17 protein-coding genes are annotated in these 23647 nt (G+C 27.6%); all 17 read left to right on the top strand.

Translation table 11 applies throughout. The features are described 5' to 3' along the window. Positions 1-129 precede the first annotated feature (129 nt). The 17 genes from AC4KN9_RS01345 to AC4KN9_RS01425 all read left to right on the top strand — a co-directional run bounded on the left by AC4KN9_RS01345 (position 130) and on the right by AC4KN9_RS01425 (position 23586). Positions 130-549 (top strand): hypothetical protein, encoded by a 420-nt coding sequence (locus AC4KN9_RS01345; protein WP_491016886.1) that lies wholly within the window; start codon positions 130-132, stop codon positions 547-549. A 639-nt stretch (positions 550-1188) separates the two neighbouring features. Further along, positions 1189-2284 (top strand): peptide chain release factor 2 gene (gene prfB / locus AC4KN9_RS01350; RefSeq protein ID WP_491016887.1). Its coding sequence is split into 2 segments (ribosomal slippage): positions 1189-1245 and positions 1247-2284, totalling 1095 coding nucleotides; the frame shifts between segments, so codons are not numbered across the junction. Continuing rightward, positions 2281-4398 carry a Tex family protein gene (locus AC4KN9_RS01355; protein WP_491016888.1) on the top strand — a complete coding sequence of 706 codons (2118 nt, stop codon included), beginning with the start codon at positions 2281-2283 and terminating at the stop codon, positions 4396-4398. Before prfB ends, AC4KN9_RS01355 begins: the two co-directional genes overlap by 4 nt. Then, positions 4398-6086, top strand: coding sequence for a proline--tRNA ligase (locus AC4KN9_RS01360; RefSeq protein ID WP_491016889.1), 1689 nt, complete (start codon positions 4398-4400; stop codon positions 6084-6086). Before AC4KN9_RS01355 ends, AC4KN9_RS01360 begins: the two co-directional genes overlap by 1 nt. Positions 6087-6449: 363 nt before the next feature. Beyond that, positions 6450-8501, top strand: a complete 2052-nt coding sequence (locus tag AC4KN9_RS01365) for an ABC transporter substrate-binding protein (RefSeq protein WP_491016890.1) — start codon at positions 6450-6452, stop codon at positions 8499-8501. Between the two features lie 180 nt (positions 8502-8681). Then, positions 8682-10175 (top strand): ABC transporter permease, encoded by a 1494-nt coding sequence (locus AC4KN9_RS01370; protein ID WP_491016891.1) that lies wholly within the window; start codon positions 8682-8684, stop codon positions 10173-10175. After that, positions 10175-11125: an oligopeptide ABC transporter permease OppC gene (oppC, locus tag AC4KN9_RS01375; protein ID WP_491016892.1), complete on the top strand. Its 951-nt coding sequence runs from the start codon at positions 10175-10177 to the stop codon at positions 11123-11125. Before AC4KN9_RS01370 ends, oppC begins: the two co-directional genes overlap by 1 nt. Before the next feature lie 12 nt (positions 11126-11137). Further along, positions 11138-12205 (top strand): ABC transporter ATP-binding protein, encoded by a 1068-nt coding sequence (locus tag AC4KN9_RS01380; RefSeq protein WP_491016893.1) that lies wholly within the window; start codon positions 11138-11140, stop codon positions 12203-12205. Further along, the gene (locus AC4KN9_RS01385) at positions 12198-13136 is read left to right on the top strand and encodes an ATP-binding cassette domain-containing protein (RefSeq protein WP_491016894.1); all 939 of its coding nucleotides are present in this window, start codon (positions 12198-12200) and stop codon (positions 13134-13136) included. Before AC4KN9_RS01380 ends, AC4KN9_RS01385 begins: the two co-directional genes overlap by 8 nt. Before the next feature lie 151 nt (positions 13137-13287). Continuing rightward, positions 13288-13854, top strand: a complete 567-nt coding sequence (locus AC4KN9_RS01390) for a 5-formyltetrahydrofolate cyclo-ligase (protein ID WP_491016895.1) — start codon at positions 13288-13290, stop codon at positions 13852-13854. Between the two features lie 211 nt (positions 13855-14065). After that, on the top strand, positions 14066-15352 hold the full coding sequence (locus tag AC4KN9_RS01395; protein WP_491016896.1) for a C40 family peptidase: 1287 nt from the start codon (positions 14066-14068) through the stop codon (positions 15350-15352). Positions 15353-15898: 546 nt separating this feature from the next. Further along, positions 15899-16111, top strand: a complete 213-nt coding sequence (locus AC4KN9_RS01400; RefSeq protein ID WP_491016897.1) for a hypothetical protein — start codon at positions 15899-15901, stop codon at positions 16109-16111. Then, positions 16108-17772 carry an ABC transporter ATP-binding protein gene (locus AC4KN9_RS01405; RefSeq protein WP_491016898.1) on the top strand — a complete coding sequence of 555 codons (1665 nt, stop codon included), beginning with the start codon at positions 16108-16110 and terminating at the stop codon, positions 17770-17772. Before AC4KN9_RS01400 ends, AC4KN9_RS01405 begins: the two co-directional genes overlap by 4 nt. A gap of 215 nt (positions 17773-17987) precedes the next feature. Continuing rightward, positions 17988-18818 carry a purine-nucleoside phosphorylase gene (locus AC4KN9_RS01410; RefSeq protein WP_491016899.1) on the top strand — a complete coding sequence of 277 codons (831 nt, stop codon included), beginning with the start codon at positions 17988-17990 and terminating at the stop codon, positions 18816-18818. Between the two features lie 63 nt (positions 18819-18881). Next, positions 18882-21644, top strand: coding sequence for a UvrD-helicase domain-containing protein (locus AC4KN9_RS01415; RefSeq protein WP_491016900.1), 2763 nt, complete (start codon positions 18882-18884; stop codon positions 21642-21644). Between the two features lie 186 nt (positions 21645-21830). Continuing rightward, positions 21831-22685, top strand: coding sequence for a DUF2232 domain-containing protein (locus AC4KN9_RS01420; protein ID WP_491016901.1), 855 nt, complete (start codon positions 21831-21833; stop codon positions 22683-22685). Beyond that, positions 22675-23586: a GGDEF domain-containing protein gene (locus AC4KN9_RS01425; RefSeq protein WP_491016902.1), complete on the top strand. Its 912-nt coding sequence runs from the start codon at positions 22675-22677 to the stop codon at positions 23584-23586. The genes AC4KN9_RS01420 and AC4KN9_RS01425 overlap by 11 nt, the downstream gene beginning before the upstream one ends. Positions 23587-23647 lie beyond the last annotated feature (61 nt).

Below are 23647 nucleotides of genomic sequence, written 5' to 3' on the forward strand. Positions count from 1 at the left end.
TTTTTTATAAAATATATTAAAATTTAAACCTATATCTATAAGTTTTTATTAGATTAATCATAAATTTAAATAGCTATATGCTTGAAATTTCAACAACAAGGTCGAAGAAAATGTTTATAAAAGTTAAAAGTGGGTAATATAATAATAGTAAGGATAGATAATAATATTACCCCTTATTATGTGTTACCAGAAAAACCAGAGAAACCAAGTAGAAAATTAATTTCAGTTGATAAGATGTATAGTAAACAAGTTAAACAGAGATTAGAATCAACTAAAGAAGGGCGAAAAATAATAAATGAAGTACTTAACAACCCTTTAACATATGCAACAACAGCTTTAGCCGATTATCTTACTGGAAAAAGTTTTACATTTTTTTCAATTTTTTTGTCAAAATTATATAATTATAGGACGGAAAAAGAAGTTGAATGGTTATCTGAATCTTTAGCTATGATGATTAAAGGGGAAATTAGATATATAGAACTAAAAATATACGAAAATCTATCTGGAGAATACCCTAAGGTCTTTATTGAACGTAAAAGGATAAAATGATTATGAAAAAATATAGTATTATTTTAATAACATTTCTTTCGACTATTGTTATTTATGTAGCAGCAAGGTTTAATATTGATTACTTTTATATACATTTATTGACTTTTCTTATATTTACGTATATACACAAAAAAAATATAAAAAACCTAGATATAAATACAAGAAAAAAGATAAAAAAATATAGTTTAATAATAGGTATTACTAGTTTAATATTTTCTTTATTACTATATTATTTAAAAATAGATGAAATATATTATTCAATATTTTTATATTTAGGTTTTTCTATATATATATTGTTAAATGCATTAAAAATAAAATAATATTGAAATTTAATATTAGGTATTACAAGTTTAATAATTTTTTTAGTACTATATTATTATATAAAAATAGATATAATATATTATTCAATATTTTCAAGTTTAAGTGTTTCTTTAGCTATACTTTTTGGTGCGATAAGAGATATGACAATGAAAACAGATTAATAATATAAGATAATAAGATAGAAATTGTAGATACTATAAATTGATAAAATCAGTTTATAGTATCTTTTTATTTTACTTTAATTAAAATAGCCATCTATGATATAATATTTAAGAATATGACTAAAATTAAGAGGTGATTATTATCGAACAATTTGAAATGAACAATGAAATTGATGAGTTATTAAAGACGCTTGAAAATCTTGGAGACTCTCTTTGACATTGCTAATAAAAAAATAGAATTAAAAAATTTACAGGAAAAAAGCTTTGAAAGTGATTTTTGGGATGATAGTGACAAGGCACAAGAAATTATGATTGAAATTAATTCTTTAAAAGATACCATAGAGACTTTTGAAAATCTAAGTTATAGTGTAAATTCCATTTACGAACTTCTCGAAATCATGTCGCTAGAAGAGTTTTTAGATATGCAAGAGGAGTTAACCTCAGATTTACTAAAAACTAAAGATGGAGTTTCTAAATTAAAGATAGAGACTTTACTTTCTGGAGAGTACGACAAAAATAATGCTATTATATCGATACATGCAGGATCAGGAGGTTTAGAAGCTACTGATTGGGCTGAGATGTTATTTAGAATGTACACTAGATGGATGGATAGTAAAAATTTTAAATATGAAATACTAGATTTTAATAATGAAGAGGGTGGAGGTATTAAGTCCTGTACAATGCTTGTAAAAGGTAAAAATGCTTATGGATATATTAAAGCAGAAAAAGGAGTGCATAGACTGGTTAGAATCTCACCATTTGATTCTAATTCTAGAAGACATACCTCATTTGCTAGTATAGATGTTTATCCAGAATTAGACAAAGATATAGAAATAGAGTTTGAAGAAAAGGACTTAAGGATTGACACATTTAGAGCCAGTGGTGCAGGTGGACAGCACGTAAATACAACAGATTCTGCGGTCAGGATAACACATATACCAACCGGAGTTACAGTAAGTTGTCAAAGTGAGAGATCTCAGATAAAAAATAGAGAAACTGCTATGACTATGTTGATGGCAAAATTGATACAAATTAGGGAAGAAGAACATAAAGAGAAAATAGAAGATATTCAAGGAAAGTATTCACAAATTTCTTGGGGATCTCAGATTAGGTCATATGTATTTCAACCATATACTATGGTCAAAGATCATAGAACAAACTATGAATCTGGAAATGTAGACAAAGTTATGGGTGGTGATATTGATGGATTTATTAATGCGTATTTAAATATGAAAGAAGTAGAAAATAGATGAGTATAACTAATAAAATTGCTATAGAATTAAATATAAAAGAAAGTCAAGTAAAAAAAACTATTGAATTAATTGATGAAGGAAATACAATTCCATTCATTGCAAGATATAGAAAAGAAGTTACCGGAAATTTGACAGATGAAGTTTTGAGAGAATTAGAGTCGTTATTATCTTATCAAAGAAATTTAGAGAAAAGAAAAGAAGAAATTATTTCTTCAATAGAAAATCAAGATAAAATGACGGATCAACTTATGAAAGCTATACGAGATGCTGAAACACTTAAAGATGTAGAGGATATATATCGTCCATATAAACAGAAAAAACAGACTAGGGCGACAAAAGCTAAGGAAAAAGGATTAGAACCTCTATCAAATTTTATTTTAACATGGAAAGAAGAGCATGGGTCGATTTTAGAAAAAGCAAAAGAGTTTATTACTGAAGAAGTGGAGACTGTTGAAGATGCATTAAATGGTGCGAAAGATATTATAGCAGAATTAATCTCTGACACAGCGGTATTTAGAAATATACTTAGAAAAGATGCTAAAAGAGATGGGGTATTAGTAGTTGAAAAGACAAAAATAGAAGAAAGTAAAGAGGAAGAATCAAAGACTTTTGAAATTTATTTTGATTTTAACGAGAAACTTTCAGAAATACCGTCTCATAGGATACTTGCTATTAATAGAGGGGAAAAATTAGGATATCTTAAAGTTTCGGTATCTTTATCTGATGAAGATAATATATTTCTTATTGCAATAAGTATCCAAAAAGATAGGAGAAGTGAGGCGTATAAGTATATTTTTGAAGCGGCAGAAGATGGATACAAAAGATTGTTATTTCCTTCAGTTGAAAATGAAATAAGAAGTGAATTAACAGAAATTGCAGAAACTCAAGCTATTAATGTTTTTGCAACAAACTTGAAACCGTATTTAATGCAAGCTCCTATAAAAAAAACAATTGTTATGGGACTTAATCCAGGGTATAGAACGGGTTGTAAACTTGTTGTCGTGTCTGAAAATGGAGATTTACTGTATGACACTATAATTTATCCTGCAAAGCCTAAAGAAGACATTTTAGGTTCTAAAAAAACTATGGCTAAACTTGTGAAAGAATATGGTGTAGGACTTATAACGATTGGTAATGGTACAGCTTCAAGAGAAACTGAAGCCGTAGTTTCTGAAATGATATCTGAAAATGAGTTTGAGAAAAATGTATTTTATACTATAGTGAGTGAGTCTGGAGCATCTATTTATTCTGCGTCAAAAGTTGGTATAGAAGAGTTTCCAGATAAAGATGTTACTGTAAGAGGTGCTGTTTCAATTGCTAGAAGAGTTCAAGACCCACTAGCCGAATTAGTTAAAATAGAGCCAAAACATATTGGTGTTGGACAATATCAGCATGATGTAAATCAAAAACAATTAACTGAAACTTTAGGAAATGTTGTTGAAGATTGTGTAAATAGTGTTGGGGTAAACTTAAATACAGCTTCTCCATCACTTTTATCGTATGTATCAGGGATAAATTCTAGCGTATCAAAAAATATAATTGATTATAGAATTGAAAATGGTATGTTTAAGAATAGAAGTGAACTTAAAAAAGTCAAAGGTCTTGGTCCTAAGACATTTATACAAGCGGCAGGATTTTTAAGGATACCTGAAAGTGATGATCCTCTAGATAATACGGGTGTTCATCCAGAATCATATAAAATAGCAAAAGAATTGATGGGAGCAGATTTAGATACTATAGATGTAGAAAAAGTTGCTAAAAAACTTGATGTGGGTGTGCCTACATTAAACGATATTATAAAAGAACTTAAAAAACCGGGTAGAGATCCTAGAGAAGATATGCCGGCTCCAATACTAAAATCAGATGTTTTATCTATAGATGATTTAGAAGATGGTATGGTATTAAAGGGAACTGTAAGAAATGTAGTTGATTTTGGGGCTTTTATAGATATTGGAGTTAAAAGTGATGGACTTGTTCATATATCAGAAATAAGTGACAAATTTATTAAGCATCCAAGCGAAGTCTTAAAAGTTTCAGATATTATTAAAGTTAAAATTATTTCTATAGATAAAAAAAGAAATAAGATTGGATTAAGTATGAAAGGAGTAAAATAATGAAAATGGATAAATTTTATATGCCAACGTTAAAAGAAGACCCATCTGATGCTGATGTGATTAGTCATAAACTTTTAATGAGAGCTGGCATGATTAGAAAATCAACATCAGGTATTTACTCATATTTGCCTCTAGGATATAAAGTAATTAAAAATATTGAAAAAATAGTTAGAGAAGGAATGGAAAAATTTGACTCTCAGGAAATATTAATGTCTGCTGTTCAGCCACAAGAAATTTGGGAAGAATCTGGAAGATGGTCAAAATTTGGAGAGGAAATGTTCAGGGTAAAAGATAGACATGGTAGAAACTTCTGTTTAGGACCAACAGCTGAGGAATATTTTACTTCTTTAATAAGAGATGAATTAAAATCATATAAGCAATTACCACTAAACTTATATCAAATTCAAACGAAATATAGAGATGAGAAAAGACCTAGATTTGGGATTATAAGAGCTAGAGAGTTTTCAATGAAAGATGCCTATTCATTTGACAAGGATATAATTGGTTTAGAAAAATCATACAATAAAATGTGGGAAGCATATGAGTATATTTTTGATAAAATGGGATTAGATTATAGAGTTGCAGAAGGTGATGCAGGAATAATGGGAACAGGAGTGTCCCATGAATTTTTGGCTTTATCTGATTCTGGAGAAGCAACATTAGTTTATACTGAAGAAAGTGATTTTGCATCTACTGATGAAAAGTGCGAGGTGTTTTTACCTAAAAATAAAAAAGAAGAAGTTTTAGATTTAGAAATATTTGATACACCAAATGTGAAGACGATACAAGAATTATCTGATTTTACGGGTTTTGAAAAATCAAAATTTGTAAAAGCGATAGCGTTAAAGTCTATTAAAGGTGAAAAATTTATTGTATTAATTCCTGGACATAGAGAACTAAATATAAATAAATTATTATCGTTTATTCAAATATCAGAAACTGAAATTGAAAAAATGAATGATGAAGATATAAAAAAAATGACTGGAGCAGATGCTGGATTTACTGGGCGTATTGATTTAAAAGAAGATGTAAGAATAATCGTAGATTCAAGAATTATAGAGATGTCTAATTTTATTGTTGGGGCAAATCAAAATGATAAGCATTATAAAAATGTTAACTATGGAAGAGATTTTAATGGTGAAGTAGCTAAGGATCTAATCCTTGTTGAAGAAGGCGATCTTGGTCCGAATGGTGAAAAACTTTTATTTACTAAGGGGACGGAAATTGGAAACATATTCCAACTAGGTACAAAGTATTCTGAAACTATGGGAGCTACTTTCTTAGATGAAAATGGTAAGGAAAAATATTTTCAAATGGGTTCGTATGGTATTGGTATTACCAGAACTATGGCAGCTATAATAGAACAAAATTTCGATCAAGATGGAATTATTTGGCCAGAATCAATAGCTCCATATAAAGTTATAATCACGGTTGTAAAGGTTGGAGATGAAGATCAAGACGCACTAGCTGAAGAAATATATAATACCTTAAAAGAAAGAGAGATAGAAGTTTTATTAGATAATAGAAAGGAAAGACCAGGTTTTAAATTTAAGGATAGAGATTTAATTGGTATTCCTCATAGAATAACTATCGGTAGAGATGCTAGTGAAAGAATTGTAGAATATTCAACTAGACTAGAAAAAGAGAATAAAAAAATGAATATAGAAGAAGTATTGAATATATTATAAATTTAAGTGATAGGCTCATATGTGACACCTATCACTTTTATTTTTTTGTTGATATAAACCACCAATAAGGTGAATAGATATTACTATTTAGCACATATATGTATAAAAATTCATTCATACATCGAATTATATTTACATATAAAAAAAAGTAGTTAAATAGAAAAGTGATAATTAAGGCGATGCGATGATGTTGATATTTGTTTTTTTGTGCGACTTAACATATGTTAGTCAAAAAAAATTGTAAATTATAAAATAAAATCTATATTATTTTCAAAAAACACTTGACATTATAAAATAATTTACCTATAATTATAAACAATATAGAAATCCTTAGAGATAACTATAAAAAAATAGGAGGGTATTATGAACAGAACGAAGAAATTATTATCACTATTACTAGCTTTCGTAATGGTGTTTTTAGTGGCTTGTGGTGGACCACAAGGTGGGGGAAAGAAGAAAGAAAGTACAGGAGAATCAAAATCTGAAAGTACTGAAACAAAAACTGAAGGTACTAAATTAGAGCCTAAAGAATTAAAAGTAGCTGGAGCAAATTCTATTACTACAATGGATTATCTAGTTTCTGGTAAACAAGCTGACAACGGATGGAATGTTAACTTCGTTGAAACACTACTTGACTATAACAATGTAGGACAATTAGTTGGATCTCTAGCGGAATCATGGGAATCATCTGATAATAGTAAAGTTTGGACATTTAAATTAAGAAAAGGCGTTAACTGGGTAGATTATCAACAAAACGTTGTTGGTGAAGTTAAGGCACAAGACTTTGTAACAGGTTTAAGACACGTTGCAGAATTTAAATCACAAACAAGTTGGATTGTTAGTGATTTAGTAAAAGGTTTTGATAAATATATGTCTTCAAGTTTTTCGGATGAAGAATGGAAAAAAGTTGGTGTAGAAGCTGTAGATGACTATACTGTTAGATATACACTAAAAACTCCGGCACCATATTTTGGTGATATTGCAACATATGTAACATTGATGCCTGTAAATAAAGAATTTTTAGAATCAAAAGGTGAGGGGTGTGCATTGGGAAAACCAAATCCAGAAAGTTGTACATTTGGTAACACAACTCCAAACTCAATCTTATATAACGGGGCTTTTGTTTTAGAATCCTTTGATGAAAAATCACAATTAGTTATAGCTAAAAATGAACATTTTTGGGATAAAGATAACGTTCAATTAACAAAAGTAACAGAAATTTATGATGATGGTAAAAATCCATATTCAATCAAATCAGGTTACGAAAATGGAACATACTCATCATTCGCATTAAGATCATCATGGTCTGACTATGATAAAATTGCTGAAGAGTATAAAGAATATACTAAAGAGGAATTACCAAATGGTACAACATTCGGAATTGTAATGAACTTTAATAGACAAAAATATGATTACACAAAATATGCTTCAGATGAAACTCTAAAAGCAAGAACTAAAAAAGCGTTATTAAATGAAAACTTTAGAAAAGCCTTAAGAGCAGCAGCTGATAAAGGAGCGGCTATAGCTTCCACAGTGCCTGAAAAATTAGCTAAAGCAACATTAAGAAATATAAACAACTTCCCAACAGTAGGAAATACTACAGATGGTAAAGGTTATTTTGATTTAGTAACTGAAGAATATAATAAGAAAACTGGTGAAAAAAGAAACTTGTCTGACGGACAAGATGCATTTTTAAGTAAAGAAGAAGCGTTAAAATATATCGAAGCAGCAAAGGCTGAGGGTGTTGAGTTCCCAGTACACTTAGATCTTCCAGTAATAGAAACAGATGATAGATTAATGAAGCGTGCATCATCATTGATTCAATCAGTAAAAGATAATACAGATGGACAAATTATTGTTGAAAGAGTAGCTATACCACAAAAAGATGTTTATCAAATAACTTTAAATAATCAAGATCCAGCTGGATCAGATTATGATATTTCAACATTTACAGGATGGGGTCCAGATTATAATGACCCATCATCATTTGTTGGAACATTCACAAATAATGGTACTTATATGAAGTCAATAGGATTGGGAAGTGTAAAAGAAGATGGAACACCTGCTGATGCTGAATTGAAAAAACAACTTGGATTTGAAGAATATAATGAATTATATAAAAAAGCTAATGATATCGTAGACGATCATGACGCTAGATTTAAGGCATTTGCAAAAGCAGATTCATTATTATTAGAAAAAGCATTGTTTATCCCAACATCAATGCAAACAAGAGTTGAACTTGTTTCAAAATATAAACCATTTGAAAAAGCATATACTTCAGTTGGTATGTCTGGAAGCAAATATAAAAATACAAGATTATTAGATAAGGCAGTTAAAACTTCAGAATATGAAGCGGCAAAAGCTGAGTGGGAAAAGAAAGTTGAAGAAGCAGCAAAATCTTCAAAGAAACAATAATATATAATTATTGAAATAATTTTTAGAGGTTGAATATTTGTTCAACCTCTATTTATTTCGATGAAATACCAATTTTTTTAATGTTTCTAATACCATAAAAATTTGAAAAAAAGCTAAAATTATTATATAATGGTCACAATATATTACTTTAAAATGTAATAAAAAGAAGGGAAGGTAATGATGAAAAAATATATCTTACTTAGAATTATAAAATCCATTATTGCTATCTTTGTTGTAGTTGGTATTGTAACTGTAATGGTATATACAATGATACCAGAATCAGAAATTTTCAAGAAGGATCCAACATTTGCAAAGTTAACAAGAAATGAGAGAACAGCATATAAATATGCACAACTTGAACAGTTAGGATACTTAGATTTTGTTAGTCTAGGTGAAATGTGTTCGGTAGCATCAAATAACTCAGAATCTTGTCTTAAAAAAGATTCAGAAGAACAAAAGAAAGTTTTAGAAGTTTTTAAGAATAAAGGATACAGAATTGAAGAATACTCACAACCTGGTAAATTAAATGGAGAAATAGTTGGTATTAGAAGGTTCAGTGCTCTTGAATTAATTGGAAATTATTTTGCGAACTTATTTGTTTTTGATCATCCAAATAAAATACAAGATGAAGATAATAAGGGCCTTGATAAAGTTAGAGGATACTATTTTGGAAAAGACCACAATGGGATTCCTGCACTTATGTGTACAGGTTGTGAATATAAATATCAATTATATTTTAATGGAAGCTTCCCATTTATCCATACAAATGCGTTTAGATTAAACTTTGGTAACTCATATCCAATGAGAGCAGGAACTCCAACTCTTGATGTAATAACAACAGGGCAAGGACAAGTAGATTCGAGAGAAATTACATATCCATCAGGATTTGTAGCAAAAGGTGCGGAAGATTTCCACACATTAAAATATTCGAAAAAACCAGGTTTTCTTGAAAAGAAAAAATTTACAGATAATTACGTTACTGCTGAATTAAACTATACAGAAAGATCAATGATTGGTAATTCCTATCTATTTAATATAATAGCGATTATTTTATCATATTCATTAGCTGTACCATTTGGTATTGCAATGGCTAAAAATAAAGGTAAGTTTGTTGATAAATTAGGTATCGTATATATCAATTTATTTATAGCTATTCCTTCACTAGCTTTGATTTATATGATTAACTTTGCTGGACTATTTTTAGGATTGCCAGATAAGTATCCACATTTAGGGGCAGGAAATATAAAGTCATACATTTTACCAATATTTATATTAACAATCTTAGGTATGCCTGGATTGATGACATGGATAAGAAGATATATGATAGATCAATCATCCTCAGATTATGTTAAATTTGCTAGAGCTAAAGGTTTGTCTAAATCAGAAATTTCAAAAAGACATATATTTAGAAATGCAATTATACCAATAGTAAATGGTATTCCGGCATCTATAGTATTAGCTATTGGGGGAGCGATTATAACGGAAACAGTATTTGCTATCCCGGGTATGGGTAAGATGTTACCTGATGCTATTGCATCTGCTAATAACAATATGGTTATTACATTGACATTTATTTTCACCGCTTTATCAATTTTTTCATTATTCTTAGGAGATATATTGCTAACAATAATCGACCCTAGAATATCACTTAACGCAAAGAAAGGAGATATATAATGTCAGACGAAAAATTAAAAGATATAGTTTTATCTCCAGAGCTATTTGAGTTCGTAGAAGTTGATGAAAAAGAATCAGAACAAATAGAAACTCCTAAGTACTCATATTGGGGATTGGTGTGGAAGAAATTTTTCTCATCAAAAGTTGCAGTATTTATGTTGATTATATTGACACTTGTATTGGCGATGTCGTTTATACAACCACTATTTTCAAAATATAATCACTTATCACAACCCAATATTAATAAACCAGAAACACACTTTATATGGCCAAATGCACAACACCTATTTGGTACAGATTCAGTAGGTCGTGACTTGTTTGATATGGTATGGGCGGGAGCTCGTACATCACTAACAATTTCATTTACTACAACAATTATTGTTATGACAATAGGTATGTTTGTTGGTATGCTTTGGGGATTCAATAAAAAATTAGACTTTTTACTACTTGATATTTATAATGTTGTTTCTAATGTTCCTTATATATTGATAGTTATGATACTTTCATATACTTTGGGACCAGGGATTCCGCAATTAATATTCGCTTTATCATGTACATCATGGATTGGATTTGCATATTTTATGAGAGTTCAAGTGCTTATTATTCGTGATAGAGAATATAACATGGCGTCAAGAGTATTAGGTTCAAGTACACTAAAAATTATTAAAAATAATATATTACCACAATTGGTTTCAGTTATTGTTACATCAGCAGCTTCAAGATTACCTGCGTATGTTTCAACAGAAGTATTCTTAGGATTTATCGGTGTTGGTTTATCACAAGCTGAAGCATCTTTAGGTAGAACAATACAAGAACATGCACAGTATATGCAATCTGATTACTACTTATTTATAATACCAGTAACAATTATTGCACTTATTGCAGTTTCGCTTTATATAACAGGGCAAACATTGGCTGATGCTAGTGACCCAAGAAACCACGAAGTTTAGAAAGGAGACTTTATGGAAAACAACAAAAATATACTTTCTGTAAAAGATCTCGAAGTTAAATTTTTGGTTCGTGACAGAGAGTTAACAGCTATTAGAAGAATTTCATTAGATTTTCCAGAAGGTAAAGTAGTTGCCTTAGTAGGAGAATCAGGATCAGGTAAATCAGTATTTACAAAAACATTTACAGGTATGCTTGATGATAATGGTAGAATTAGTAATGGAGAAGTTTGGTTTGAAGGTAAAGATTTAACTAAATACGAAGGAGATAAAGATTGGTTGAATATACGTGGTAAAAAAATTGCTACGGTATTTCAGGATCCAATGACATCTCTAAATCCAGTAAGAACTATCGGATATCAAATATCAGAAGTAATTATGAAACATCAAAATAAATCAAAAAGTGAAGCTAAAAAAATCGCTATTGAATTGATGCACAAGGTAGGTATTCCAGAGGCTGAAAAAAGATTTGATGAATATCCATTTATGTATTCTGGTGGTATGAGACAAAGAATTGTAATCGCTATTGCGTTGGCATGTAGACCAAGAATTTTAATATGTGATGAGCCAACGACTGCTCTTGATGTTACAATTCAAGCTCAGATTATTCAATTAATAAGAGATTTATCAGAAGAATATGGATTTACAACAATTTATATAACTCACGATTTGGGTGTTGTAGCAAAAGTTGCTGACATTGTTGCGGTTATGTATGCTGGACAAATAGTAGAATATGGAACAGCCGAAGAAGTGTTTTATGACCCTAGACATCCATATACATGGGGATTACTATCTTCACTACCACAATTAGAAGAAAAAAATAAAGAGCTTTTTGCGATTAAGGGAACGCCGCCAAGTTTATTTTCAGAAATAAAAGGAGATGCATTTGCCTTAAGAAGTAATTACGCTATGAAAATTGATTTTCAACAGGAGCCACCGATGTTTAAGGTAACTGATACACATTATGCTAAAACATGGTTGCTGCATGAGAATGCACCTAAGGTAGAAAAACCTACTGCATTAAATAATTTGCATGAAAAAATGTTAGAAGCTACATCAAAAGGAGGTGCTTACAGTGGATAATAAAAAAGAAGTGCTCGTTGATGTAAATAATCTTGAAGTAACTTTTACAAATGGTAAAAAGAAATTTGTGGCTGTTAAAAATGTTGATTTTAAGATTTATAAGGGTGAAACATTTTCGCTTGTAGGTGAATCAGGCTCTGGTAAAACAACTATTGCTAGAGCAATAGTTAGATTAAATAAAACATCTGATGGAGATATTTTATTCGAAGGTAAAAAAATTAATGATAATTTATCGTCATCAGAATCTAAAAAATTAAAAAGAGATATTCAAATGATTTTCCAAGATCCAGCAGCCTCATTAAATGAAAGAGCAACAGTTGATTATGTTGTAGCTGAAGGACTTGATAATTTCAAACTTTATAAAGATAAGACTGATAGAGAAAATAAAGTTAATGAGGCGTTAGATTCAGTAGGATTATTGCCAGAACATAAGTCAAGATACCCTCATGAGTTTTCAGGTGGGCAAAGACAAAGAATTGGTATTGCTAGATCAATAATTATGAAACCTAAATTGATTGTTGCTGATGAACCGACTTCTGCTTTGGACGTATCTATTCGTGCTCAAGTATTAAACTTATTAAATAAATTTAAGCGAGAAAATAGTTTAACATATTTATTTATAGCACATGATTTATCTGTGGTGAGATATTTCTCTGATAGAATTGCTGTTATTACAAAAGGTAGAATAGTGGAAGTTGCTCCGACAGAAGTGTTATTTGCAAATCCACTTCATCCATATACTCGTTCATTATTAGCATCAGTACCTATTCCAAATCCAACAATTGAGAAAGCTAAGGAAATTATAACTTACGATGAATCACAAGTAAGCACACCAACGCCGGATCATAAATTAAGAGAAATAGAACCTGAACATTTTGTATACTGTACAGAACAAGAGGTAGAACATTATAAATCATTAATTGAAAAATAATAAAATTTATTAAATTATATTGGTAAATTACTAGGAGGCTAGAAACAAGTTTGTTTCTAGCCTCTTTTAGGTATAAATAAGCGATTTAGAATATCTGTAAAATGATAGAAAATGTATTAAAAAAATAAATTTAGTAGACAGGCGGGAATTTATGAAGAAATTAAAAAGTGAATTGAGAAAAAAATTATTACTGAAAAGAAAAAGTTTATCTAAAGAATATATTAGGATATCAGATGAATTGATATATGAAAAATTAATTGCGTTAGAAAAATATAGAAATTCAAAAAATATATTTTGTTATGTAAGTATGACGGGAGAAGTTTCAACACTTAAATTTTTAAAAAAAGTATTATTAGATAATAAAAATCTTTTTATACCCTTATGTTTAAATGAAAATATCATTGAAGCTAGGCAAATAAAAAGTATAGATGAACTTGTAGTAGGAAAGTTTGGAATATTAGAACCTCCAAGAAATTCATTAAAAATAAATTTAGAAGAAATAGATTTTTCAGTGATACCATGTATATCAGCTAATAAAAATGGATATCGCCTTGGATATGGTGGAGGTTATTATGATAGATTTTACAAAGAAAAATATATTGATAATACTTTTATTTTATGTAGAGAGCAAATGATTTATGAGGATATTCCAATTGAAATTCACGATATAAAATTTAAGCACGTTTTAACTGAAAAAGAATTATCAAATGAAAAGTAGAAAATTAATAAAGATTATTAAATAGTTACAAAAAAATTAAAAACAATTATTTTTTTATTATTTTAAGTAAGATAATCCGTTTAATAATGGCTAAATTCCAACGATATTCAAAATACACAAAAAAGTTACAAATAGTTGCAAAAAAGTTACAAATAAGTTATAATACATTTATATTATAAAATCAAAAAATGTATTAGGAGTAAAGGAAAGAATGAAAACCTCGTTGAAGAAAATTGGTGCATCTATATTCGGAACATCTTTATTAGCTTGTTCATTATTTATCTCTAACGCAAGTGCGACAGATAAAATAAAATTAAATAATGAAGTACCAACATATTTAAGTGTCGATGCAATTAGAAATAGAGCAAATAATGTAGGAAGATATTCAAAAGGTGAATATTATGTATATAAAGAATACAAAGGATACTTAAATATATCTAAAGTAAGAGGACAAGCGGGTGCATGGATAAATCCATCAGATAACTTTACTGATGACACAAAAAAATATCAAACATTTGTTGTAGTTGAGCCTGTGAATGTTAGAGATAGAATTACCAATGAAGTTGTAACATATAAAAACAAATATGAAATTGTAAGTGGTACAGTTATAGGTGATTGGATACATTTTACTGAAGGAAATAAAAATCTAAAACTACATGTATCTTTCGCTAAAGAAACAAAAACAAAACAAAACTATATTGTTCAAGAAGCTGTAAATGTTAGAGATAACTATACAAATGAAATCGTTGGAGTTAAATATGCTGGAGAAACTATAAAAGGTGATTTAGTTGACGGGTGGGTAATTTTTGAAGAAAATGGTAAAATTTTAAAATTACACGAGTCTTATACTTCGAAAAATAACGTAGTTGCATTAAAAGTTATTAGTAGCGTAAATGTAAGAGATAATAATTTAAATTTAGTTGGTTATTTTACATCAGGTACAACATTTTACGGATATAGAGAAGGTAATTATTACGTATTTAATGATAATGGGATAAAAAAAGTATGGCATTCATATGTGACAGAAGTAAATGAAGATATAAGTGAAACTTTTACTGTAAATCAACTAGCTTCTAATTTAGAGCGAAGTAGTACATTTATAGGCAAAACTAGCTCCAATACAAATAAAGTTAATTCAATTGTATCAGGATTAAAAAGTTTATTAGGTATTAAATATAAATGGGGTGGATATACTCCACATACTGGATTTGACTGTTCAGGTCTTACAAGTTATGTTTTTAGAGAGTACGCAGGCATTTCAATTCCGAGAACTTCACGAGCTCAGTTTAACTCAGGTAAATATGTATCTAGGGATTCAATTGAAGCAGGAAATTTATTGTTCTTTGGATCAGGTTCAAAAGTTACTCATGTAGGTATTTATATTGGAAATAATGAAATGATACATGCCAGAGATGAGGGAAGTGATGTTGAAACTGTAAATATCAATAGATCATGGTATGTAAAAAATTATAAGGGTGCGGCAAGATATATTAAATAAAATTTATATAAAAAACCTCTTAATTAGTATAATTAAAAACTAATCGAGAGGTTTTCATTGTTTAAGGCAAATTAAAAGTAATATTTTGATCAAATTTTTTTAGATTCTAATTTAAATCTGAAAACATCAAATTTATTAATTAATAAATCTAAGGATATTTTTAAATTCTCCATTCATATGATACTCTTTCATAAATCATTTATACAATATACCCTATATTATATTATCGAAATTAAGCAAATGAAAAATTAAATTTCTAATATAGACTATACAGATAAAGTATGTTATAAATAAAAAAATATATAATTATTAACGTTTTAAAATATGAAATATTTGTAGAGTACGAAATAGGCGATACATAGATTATAGATGAAATTCGTTAAATATTATAATTCAGTATATATTTTAAAATACTTGATTTATTATACCAGATATGATATATTTTTTTGTATAATATACCGTATATATAAAAATAAATATTATATGTAAAACAATTATTGGAGGTCGAAATGAATGTTATAAAAAAATATAAAAAAGTAGATCAAAGTGGTAGAAATTACATTGGATTTAGTTTATTATAAAGATGATCCTATAATCAAACAACATATACAATTTATAATGAACCAAAAAAGAAATGACAGTAAGGTTGGATATATAAATCCTCTAATACAAAATAGTGAACTAGATATTGAAAAATTTTATAAAATTAACTTACTAAGTTATTTAGCAATAAAAAAACTTTATGGGGAGGAAATATGAAAAAAAATTTTATTTTGGGGACTTTATTTATTATAGTCGCTTCTATTTTAGCAGGTTTTACCCCATTGATTGCAGGGAAAGTCATAGATAGTAATCCTAATATATTAAAAATAGACAATAGAATTCTTTTAGTATTAATGTTTCTATCTCAAACTATATTTGTCACTTTAGGTAATTTCTTTTTTATTGATACAGCAGAAAAAAAAGTATTTGAAATTAGAAAAAATGTTATAAATAAAATATTAAAGGGGAAAATGTTAGAGATAGATAAAATAAAATTAAATAAATTGCCCAGTCATCTAAATAATAATATTATGGTGATAAATGAATTTTTTGCAACTAGCATACCCAAATTAATCAGTGCATTATTTATCTTAATTATATCTATATATAATTTATTTATATTAAATGTAAGCTTATCCATTGTACTTATTTGTTTATTGCCAATTGTAGCAATAGTCATAGTTCCAGTATCTATGCTTTCGGCTAAATACTCTAATAATTTTCAAAAAGAGTATTCAAGCTATATAGAAAAGTTAATAAATATATTTAGTAATATACCTTATGTAAAGATTATTAATGCTGAAAAAGAAGTTGAAAATAATTTAGAAAATCACAACAAAAAAATCAAAAAATATTCTACAGAAAATAATAGAGTTGAAGCATTTGCGCAACCATTTCTAACTGTATTATTGATTGCGATACTATCCGTTATATTTATTTTTGGTGGAGAAAAAGTTGCAAGTGGACAAATCACGATAGGGGCATTGATTGCATATTTAATATATGTGTTTCAATTATTGCCACCAGTAACAGGAATAAGTGGATTCTTTTCTAGCTTAGCTAAGTATAAGTCAAATATAAAAGAATTTGATGAGTATTTAAATATAAGTGCTGAAAGTTTAGAAAATAGTGATAATAAGATTGACTTAAAAGAAATCGAGAGAATTGATTTTAAGGGTGTAACATTTTCGTATTTAGATGATAAAAAAGTTTTAAATGGTATAGATTTAAGCTTTTATAAAGGCGAAAAAATTGCTATTGTAGGTGACTCTGGTTCAGGAAAATCAACTGTATATAAATTACTTTTAGGTCTATATAAACCAACAAATGGTACTATAGAATTTAATGGCAAAGAAATAAACTTGATAAATATAAAGCAAATAAGAAATAAAATAAGGATGATACCTCAAGATAATGGAATTGTATATGATAAATTCTGGGAATTTATTAATCTAGGGAAAAATGGGGTTGATAAAAATGAATTGCAGTACTATATAGATGAGTTTAGTCTTTCTGAGATAATAGATATAGAAAATGATACAGATATTGGAGTTGGTGGTAAAAATCTTTCTTCAGGAGAAAGACAAAGATTGCTTATTATAAATGCGTTAATGTTTGATTCTGAATTTATATTAATGGATGAATCTACATCTAATCTAGATTCAAGTTTAGAATCATCTGTTTTTGAAAATATTTTACGCTTAAAAGATAAAACAATAATATCTATTACACATAGATTATCTACTGTAAAATATGCAGATAGAGTTATATTTTTTGAAAATGGAAAAATAACAGGAAATGATAATCATGAGAATTTATATAAAAATCATCCGAGATATAAACAATTTATTGAATTACAAAATATCTCAAAAAATTAATTTTTCAAAATTCTATAGTAAATTTATATAACAAATATAAGGGGGATAGTCTATTTAGTAGATAGTCCTCCTTATATTATATTTAATACTTAATATCGTAAATTTATATAAATTTTTATTAGTTAAATATATCAAAAAAAATACAACTTTTTTAATTTTGTTAAACTTGATATAATAAGAAATATAATATTGTTAAAAATTTTAAGGAGGAATTAATGTACGATAATAAAATTTATTCTAAATTAATTTCAGCATACGAAGATATTAGAAAAAAGACAGATTTTAAACCGGAATTAGCAATTACATTAGGTTCAGGTCTAGGAAAATTAGCAGATATTGTTGAAATTGAAGAAGAGATAGCATATAAAGATATAAAAGATTTTCCAGTATCGACTGCTCCAGGACACAAGGGTAGATTTGTGTTTACTCATATACATGGTATAGCAACTGTAATTATGCAAGGTAGAGTGCATAGATATGAAGGATACACATCAAGTGATACTGTTATGCCAACAAGACTAATGGGACTTATGGGAGCTAAGACTCTGATTGTTTCTAATGCATGTGGGGGAGTAAATAGAGAGTTTAATATTGGTGATTTAATGGTTATTAAAGATCATATTGCACAGTTTGTAGAATCTCCGTTAATAGGGGCTAATATTAATGAAATTGGAACTAGATTTCCAGATATGAGTGAACCATATAATCATGAATTAAGTGATAAAATTTATAAATTAGCTAAGGAAAAGAAATTACCAGTGCGAAGAGGAGTTTATTGCCAATTTTCAGGACCAGCTTATGAAACACCAGCTGAAGTTAGAATGGCATCCATATTAGGAGCTGATGCAGTAGGTATGTCAACTGCTATAGAAGTTATGGCGGCAAAGCACATGGGAATGAAGGTTTGTGGTGTATCATTAATAACAAATTTAGCATCAGGTATATCAGAAGTAGAATTATCAGAACAGGAAGTTATAGATGAAGGTGAAAAAGCTTCAGAGTACTTTATTGATTTGATAATGGACTTTATAAAAACATTAAAATAATTGTCGTTGGGAAAATCTAAATTTTAGATATTCCCAATTTTTATAATTAATAGAGGAAATTAAATGCGAAACAACATTCATCAAGAAAAAGCGATAAAGCAGCTTAAAGGCCCAGTATTAATAATTGCTGGTCCGGGTACAGGAAAAACATATACACTTGTAGAAAGAGTTGCATATATGGTGGGAGAACAAGGTATAAAACCATCAGAAATAATGGTAACAACCTTTACAAATAAAGCATCAATAGAAATCTTAGATAGATTATCTTTAAAATTTAAGGAAAAAAATATTACTAAAGATGTAAATGAAATGTTATTAGGTAATTTTCATGGAGTATGTAGAAGAATTTTAAATGAATATATTCACCTTACACCCTTATCTCCTAACTTTACTAATATAGATGACATTGAACAAAAATATTTAATAAAGAGAAATCTACATAAATTTATCAATATAAAAAATTTTGATACTGTAATTTATCCCCAATATGCTACAAATAATATTCAACAATTAGTAAATAAGGTATGTGAATATGGAATATTAGAAAGGGATACTAAAGATAAAAAATATAAAGTTATTTTTGATATAGTAAAAATGTATGAAGAAATTTTAATAGAGAGAAACATGATAGATTTTCCCCATATTCTTTTTTATACATATGAGTTAATTGTAAAAAATAAAGAAGTAAGAGAAAGTTTACAAAATAGAATAAATTATATAATGGTCGACGAATATCAAGACACAAACACCGTACAAGAAAAAATAATATTTAGTATATTAAATGATAATAAAAATATATGTGTTGTAGGGGACGATGATCAGTCGTTATATAGGTTTAGAGGTGCAACTGTAGGTAATATTCTTGAATTTCAAAATAGATTCTCAAATGTTGAAGTAGTTAATTTGAGTCAAAACTATAGATCGGAAGATAGTATAGTAAAATTTTATAGAGATTATATGAAAAAAAATATTGACCAAAATCAAAATATTAGTGAATTTAGAAAACCAAAACTATTATATACAGATTATGTATCTAATGAAGATAGGGTCGTAAAAATCATTGAAGATTCAGAAGATTTATGGAGTCATAAAATTTTACAAACAGTTAGAGAATTGAAAGCAAAAAATAAAGTTAATTCAATTAATGAAATAGCAATATTGTGTGGTTCTGTAAATCATCCTAATATTCTTAAACTAATTAAATTATTCAAAAAAGAAGGTATAGATGTTTATATCCCGAAATCAAATACACTATTGAGTAAAATCGAAGTAAAAAAGTTAATCGGGGCAATATATGCAGTCTTTAAGAAATATATGGATACAAATATAAAAAAATATGATGAGGAAACGAGGATATTTTTAGAAAATACATATATAGAGTTTAATAAGTCCAATAATAAGACTAAAGATATAGATGATTATATTAAAAAAATGTCAAATTTCATATCTACGGAGAAACACCCTGTAAATCTGTATGATATAGCATATAGACTTTTTGCTTATGACCCGTTTTATACCTATATGAAAGAAGAGAGCAAAGCTAAAAATTTATCGAGATTTTTAGAATTATTTAATAGTTTCTCATTAATTAGCGGTATGCATAAAATTAATGCGAAAAATATTGATAAATTTATAAATTTATATTTTTATGAATTTATAAATTTTATAAAAAGACAAAAAATATCAGAATATGAAGAAAATACGATTATACCAGATGAAAACACTATAAGTATCTTGACTATACATGCTTCTAAGGGAATGGAGTATCCGGTGGTTATAATGGCTTCCCTATGGGAAGATATATATAAATATTATGAAAATTCATTCAATAAATTATCGAACAGTTTTATAAAACAATTTAGTAATAGTAATAGCAAAGAACCAATGGAGTATGCAAATGCATTAGATTTCTATAGAAAAAACTATACAGGATTCTCAAGAGCGAAAGAATTGTTGATTTTAGCGGGTATAAAATATGAAAAAGATAATGTCTCAAAAGAATATAGAACTATACTAGAAAATTTACCTTTTTATGATATTAATAAATTAAATATAGATAAAAAAGAAAAGAAAGATAACAAAGTAAAAAGTTTGTATGCTTTTACAACTGATATAGTTCCATATTTAAAAAATCCAATAGAATACTATTATACAAATGTATTAAAATTTAGCTTTCCTAAGGATGTAGGTTTACATTATGGTTCACTAGTCCATGAAACAATAGAGTTTATTAATAAATCTATAATAATAGGGAAAAAAATTGATAAAAGTATAATAAGAGATAATTTAACTGAAAATGCAACAAAAAAAGAAAAGAATGGGGCCTTTTTATTAAAAGGAAAGTATTTAAAAAAAGCATTGGATGAGGTCTTAGGATATTACAAAGATCTAAATAATATAGGAGAACCAATATATTCAGAGTTAGAAATCAAATATTCTACAGACGATTATATTTTAGTAGGTAATATAGATATGGTCTATAAAAAGGAAGATGGTTCATATAATATTATGGATTTTAAGACGGGAACTCCGCCTGATAGATCAGAAAATCAAGATTTTTTAGAAGACTATGTTAAACAATTAAATTTATATTGCTATTTATACGAAAAAACAAAAGGTGTAAAAATAGAGAGTATGGCATTGTATTTTACAGATTTATCGACACAAAAGCACAAATATATATTTAATTACGATGAAAATATTAATAAAGATACCATAAAATTAATTGAGAAAACAATTAAAAAGATTGAAAACGAAGAATATAATATGATAAAAAACTCCGAACACAGATACTTAAAATTCTTTTTAAATAAACTAAAATCATGAGGTATAATAGAAAGTTAAAAATAATATGTAAGATTTATTTTTCAGCCTATTTTTGATATAATGTACCATATAGGAATGGGGTATTTATGAAAGAAAAAATAACAAATAGCAGAGAAAAAATATTAGATATAGTTTTTAGTTGCTTGTTTTCATCAATGATATTGTTTTTTTTTAGCTGATGTAGGTTTGGTAAATTTATTTATATTAATACCATTTGTTGTAATAAGTGTAAAATATTCGTATAAAGAATTCTTTATACTATTTATTTTAACAGCACTTAGTTCTTTATTATTTATGAACATAGTCAAATTAGCTACGGAATTTTTGTTTATTTTATTAATGACGGTCTTAATAGTTGAATTGATAAAAAGGGAATATAAATTTGGAAATATAATTTTATATGGGACGATTGTAAGCTCTATTCTTATAATTTTAGGTTCACTATTTACGATTTTTGTTATGAAAATAAATATAATTGAGGACTTGAAAGTATCGTTTAATTTAAGTGCAACTGAAATTGAACGTATGTTTAATATGGAAGCAAACTTACCTAAAGAACAGATAGACGCTTTAATGGTACAAATAAAATTGACATTTAATTACTTACTAAACAATGTAGTTGCAGTGATGATATGTTATTCATTTATAGTAGCAAGTATAAACACAGTTTTAAGTATAAAATTATTAAATAAAACATATAATAATTTTAATTTAAGTTTAAAATTAAATAAATTAAAGATGGGCAATGGAATAAAACCTTTTATAAAAGTTGTTTTGCTTGTATGGATAATTTCATTGATTATAAAATATCCATACGCAGAACTAATTAACTCGAATTTAAATACAATAATCTACTTTTTATTATTTATAAATGGAATTTTAGTTATTGATTATATACTAGAAAGTAAAGTGAATAAGGTATTATCATATATTGCGATAATAGCAATAATATTTATTTTTAAAGGGATAATATTGTTTGTTATAGTAGGATTTATGGATGTAATATTTGATTTAAGAAAAGAGAAAAAATATGGAATATAAATATTTTAATAAAGAAAATATAGCAATATGGATTGGTCCTATATTTGTTGTCCTTTTAACCATAGCTTTGTTAATAGTACAAATTTATATAGGTGTTATAGGCATTGTTTTTTCAATAATATCTATATTTACTTCTTATGAAAAATATAAAAAGAAAACAAATGAATTTAAGGAATATGTTGACAATTTAGATATTGCAATTGAAGGTTTTACAAGAAATGCTGTATTTATGATGCCATTTCCTATTGCGGTATTGAATGAAAATAACGAACTTGCTTGGTATAATTCATTATTTAAAAATATGATTGGAGAAAAGGAATCCTTAGTTGAAAAGAAAATAACTAACTTAATTCCTGAAATAAATAAAGAACAACTCGAAAATAATGAAATAATAAAGTTTATTTTAGAATTTTCACTAAAAACATATGAAGTCAATAAGGTTAGGACAAATACTCATAATGAAAAAATGACAATGTTATATTTTATTGATAATACTGAAAAAGAATTAATCTTCAAAAAATATACTGATGAAAAAATGGTTATCTTAGATATCAGAAATGATAATTATGAGGAATTAAATTCGAGTATTTCAAGTGATAAAAGGCCAATACTATTTGCAGAAATTGACAGTATAATTAATACCTATATTCATAAATATGGTGGATTTTTAAAGAAAAGTGAAAATGGTAGATATTATGCAGTTATTCAAAAAAGTAATTTAGACGACATAAAAGGTGATAGATTTTCTTTTATTGATAAAATAAGAAATATTAAAGTTGGAAACTCTCTTCCACCCACATTTTCTATAGGTATAGGAGTATCTGAGAGTGACCCTAGACAATTAGAAAAATCGGCAAACGCAGCTCTAGATATAGCATTGGGCAGGGGGGAGATCAGGTAGTTATAAAAACAAAGGATACATTAGATTACTTTGGAGGAAATAGTCAAGCAACAGAAAAGAG

Source organism: Helcococcus sp. SA-HE-C1, assembly GCF_985670335.1.

Coding starts and splice junctions, on each gene's coding strand:
- AC4KN9_RS01355 (WP_491016888.1), top strand. CDS start 2,281: ATGAGTATAACTAATAAAATTGCTATAGAATTAAATATAAAAGAAAGT.
- AC4KN9_RS01360 (WP_491016889.1), top strand. CDS start 4,398: ATGAAAATGGATAAATTTTATATGCCAACGTTAAAAGAAGACCCATCT.
- AC4KN9_RS01365 (WP_491016890.1), top strand. CDS start 6,450: ATGAACAGAACGAAGAAATTATTATCACTATTACTAGCTTTCGTAATG.
- AC4KN9_RS01370 (WP_491016891.1), top strand. CDS start 8,682: ATGAAAAAATATATCTTACTTAGAATTATAAAATCCATTATTGCTATC.
- oppC (WP_491016892.1), top strand. CDS start 10,175: ATGTCAGACGAAAAATTAAAAGATATAGTTTTATCTCCAGAGCTATTT.
- AC4KN9_RS01380 (WP_491016893.1), top strand. CDS start 11,138: ATGGAAAACAACAAAAATATACTTTCTGTAAAAGATCTCGAAGTTAAA.
- AC4KN9_RS01390 (WP_491016895.1), top strand. CDS start 13,288: ATGAAGAAATTAAAAAGTGAATTGAGAAAAAAATTATTACTGAAAAGA.
- AC4KN9_RS01395 (WP_491016896.1), top strand. CDS start 14,066: ATGAAAACCTCGTTGAAGAAAATTGGTGCATCTATATTCGGAACATCT.
- AC4KN9_RS01405 (WP_491016898.1), top strand. CDS start 16,108: ATGAAAAAAAATTTTATTTTGGGGACTTTATTTATTATAGTCGCTTCT.
- AC4KN9_RS01410 (WP_491016899.1), top strand. CDS start 17,988: ATGTACGATAATAAAATTTATTCTAAATTAATTTCAGCATACGAAGAT.
- AC4KN9_RS01415 (WP_491016900.1), top strand. CDS start 18,882: ATGCGAAACAACATTCATCAAGAAAAAGCGATAAAGCAGCTTAAAGGC.
- AC4KN9_RS01425 (WP_491016902.1), top strand. CDS start 22,675: ATGGAATATAAATATTTTAATAAAGAAAATATAGCAATATGGATTGGT.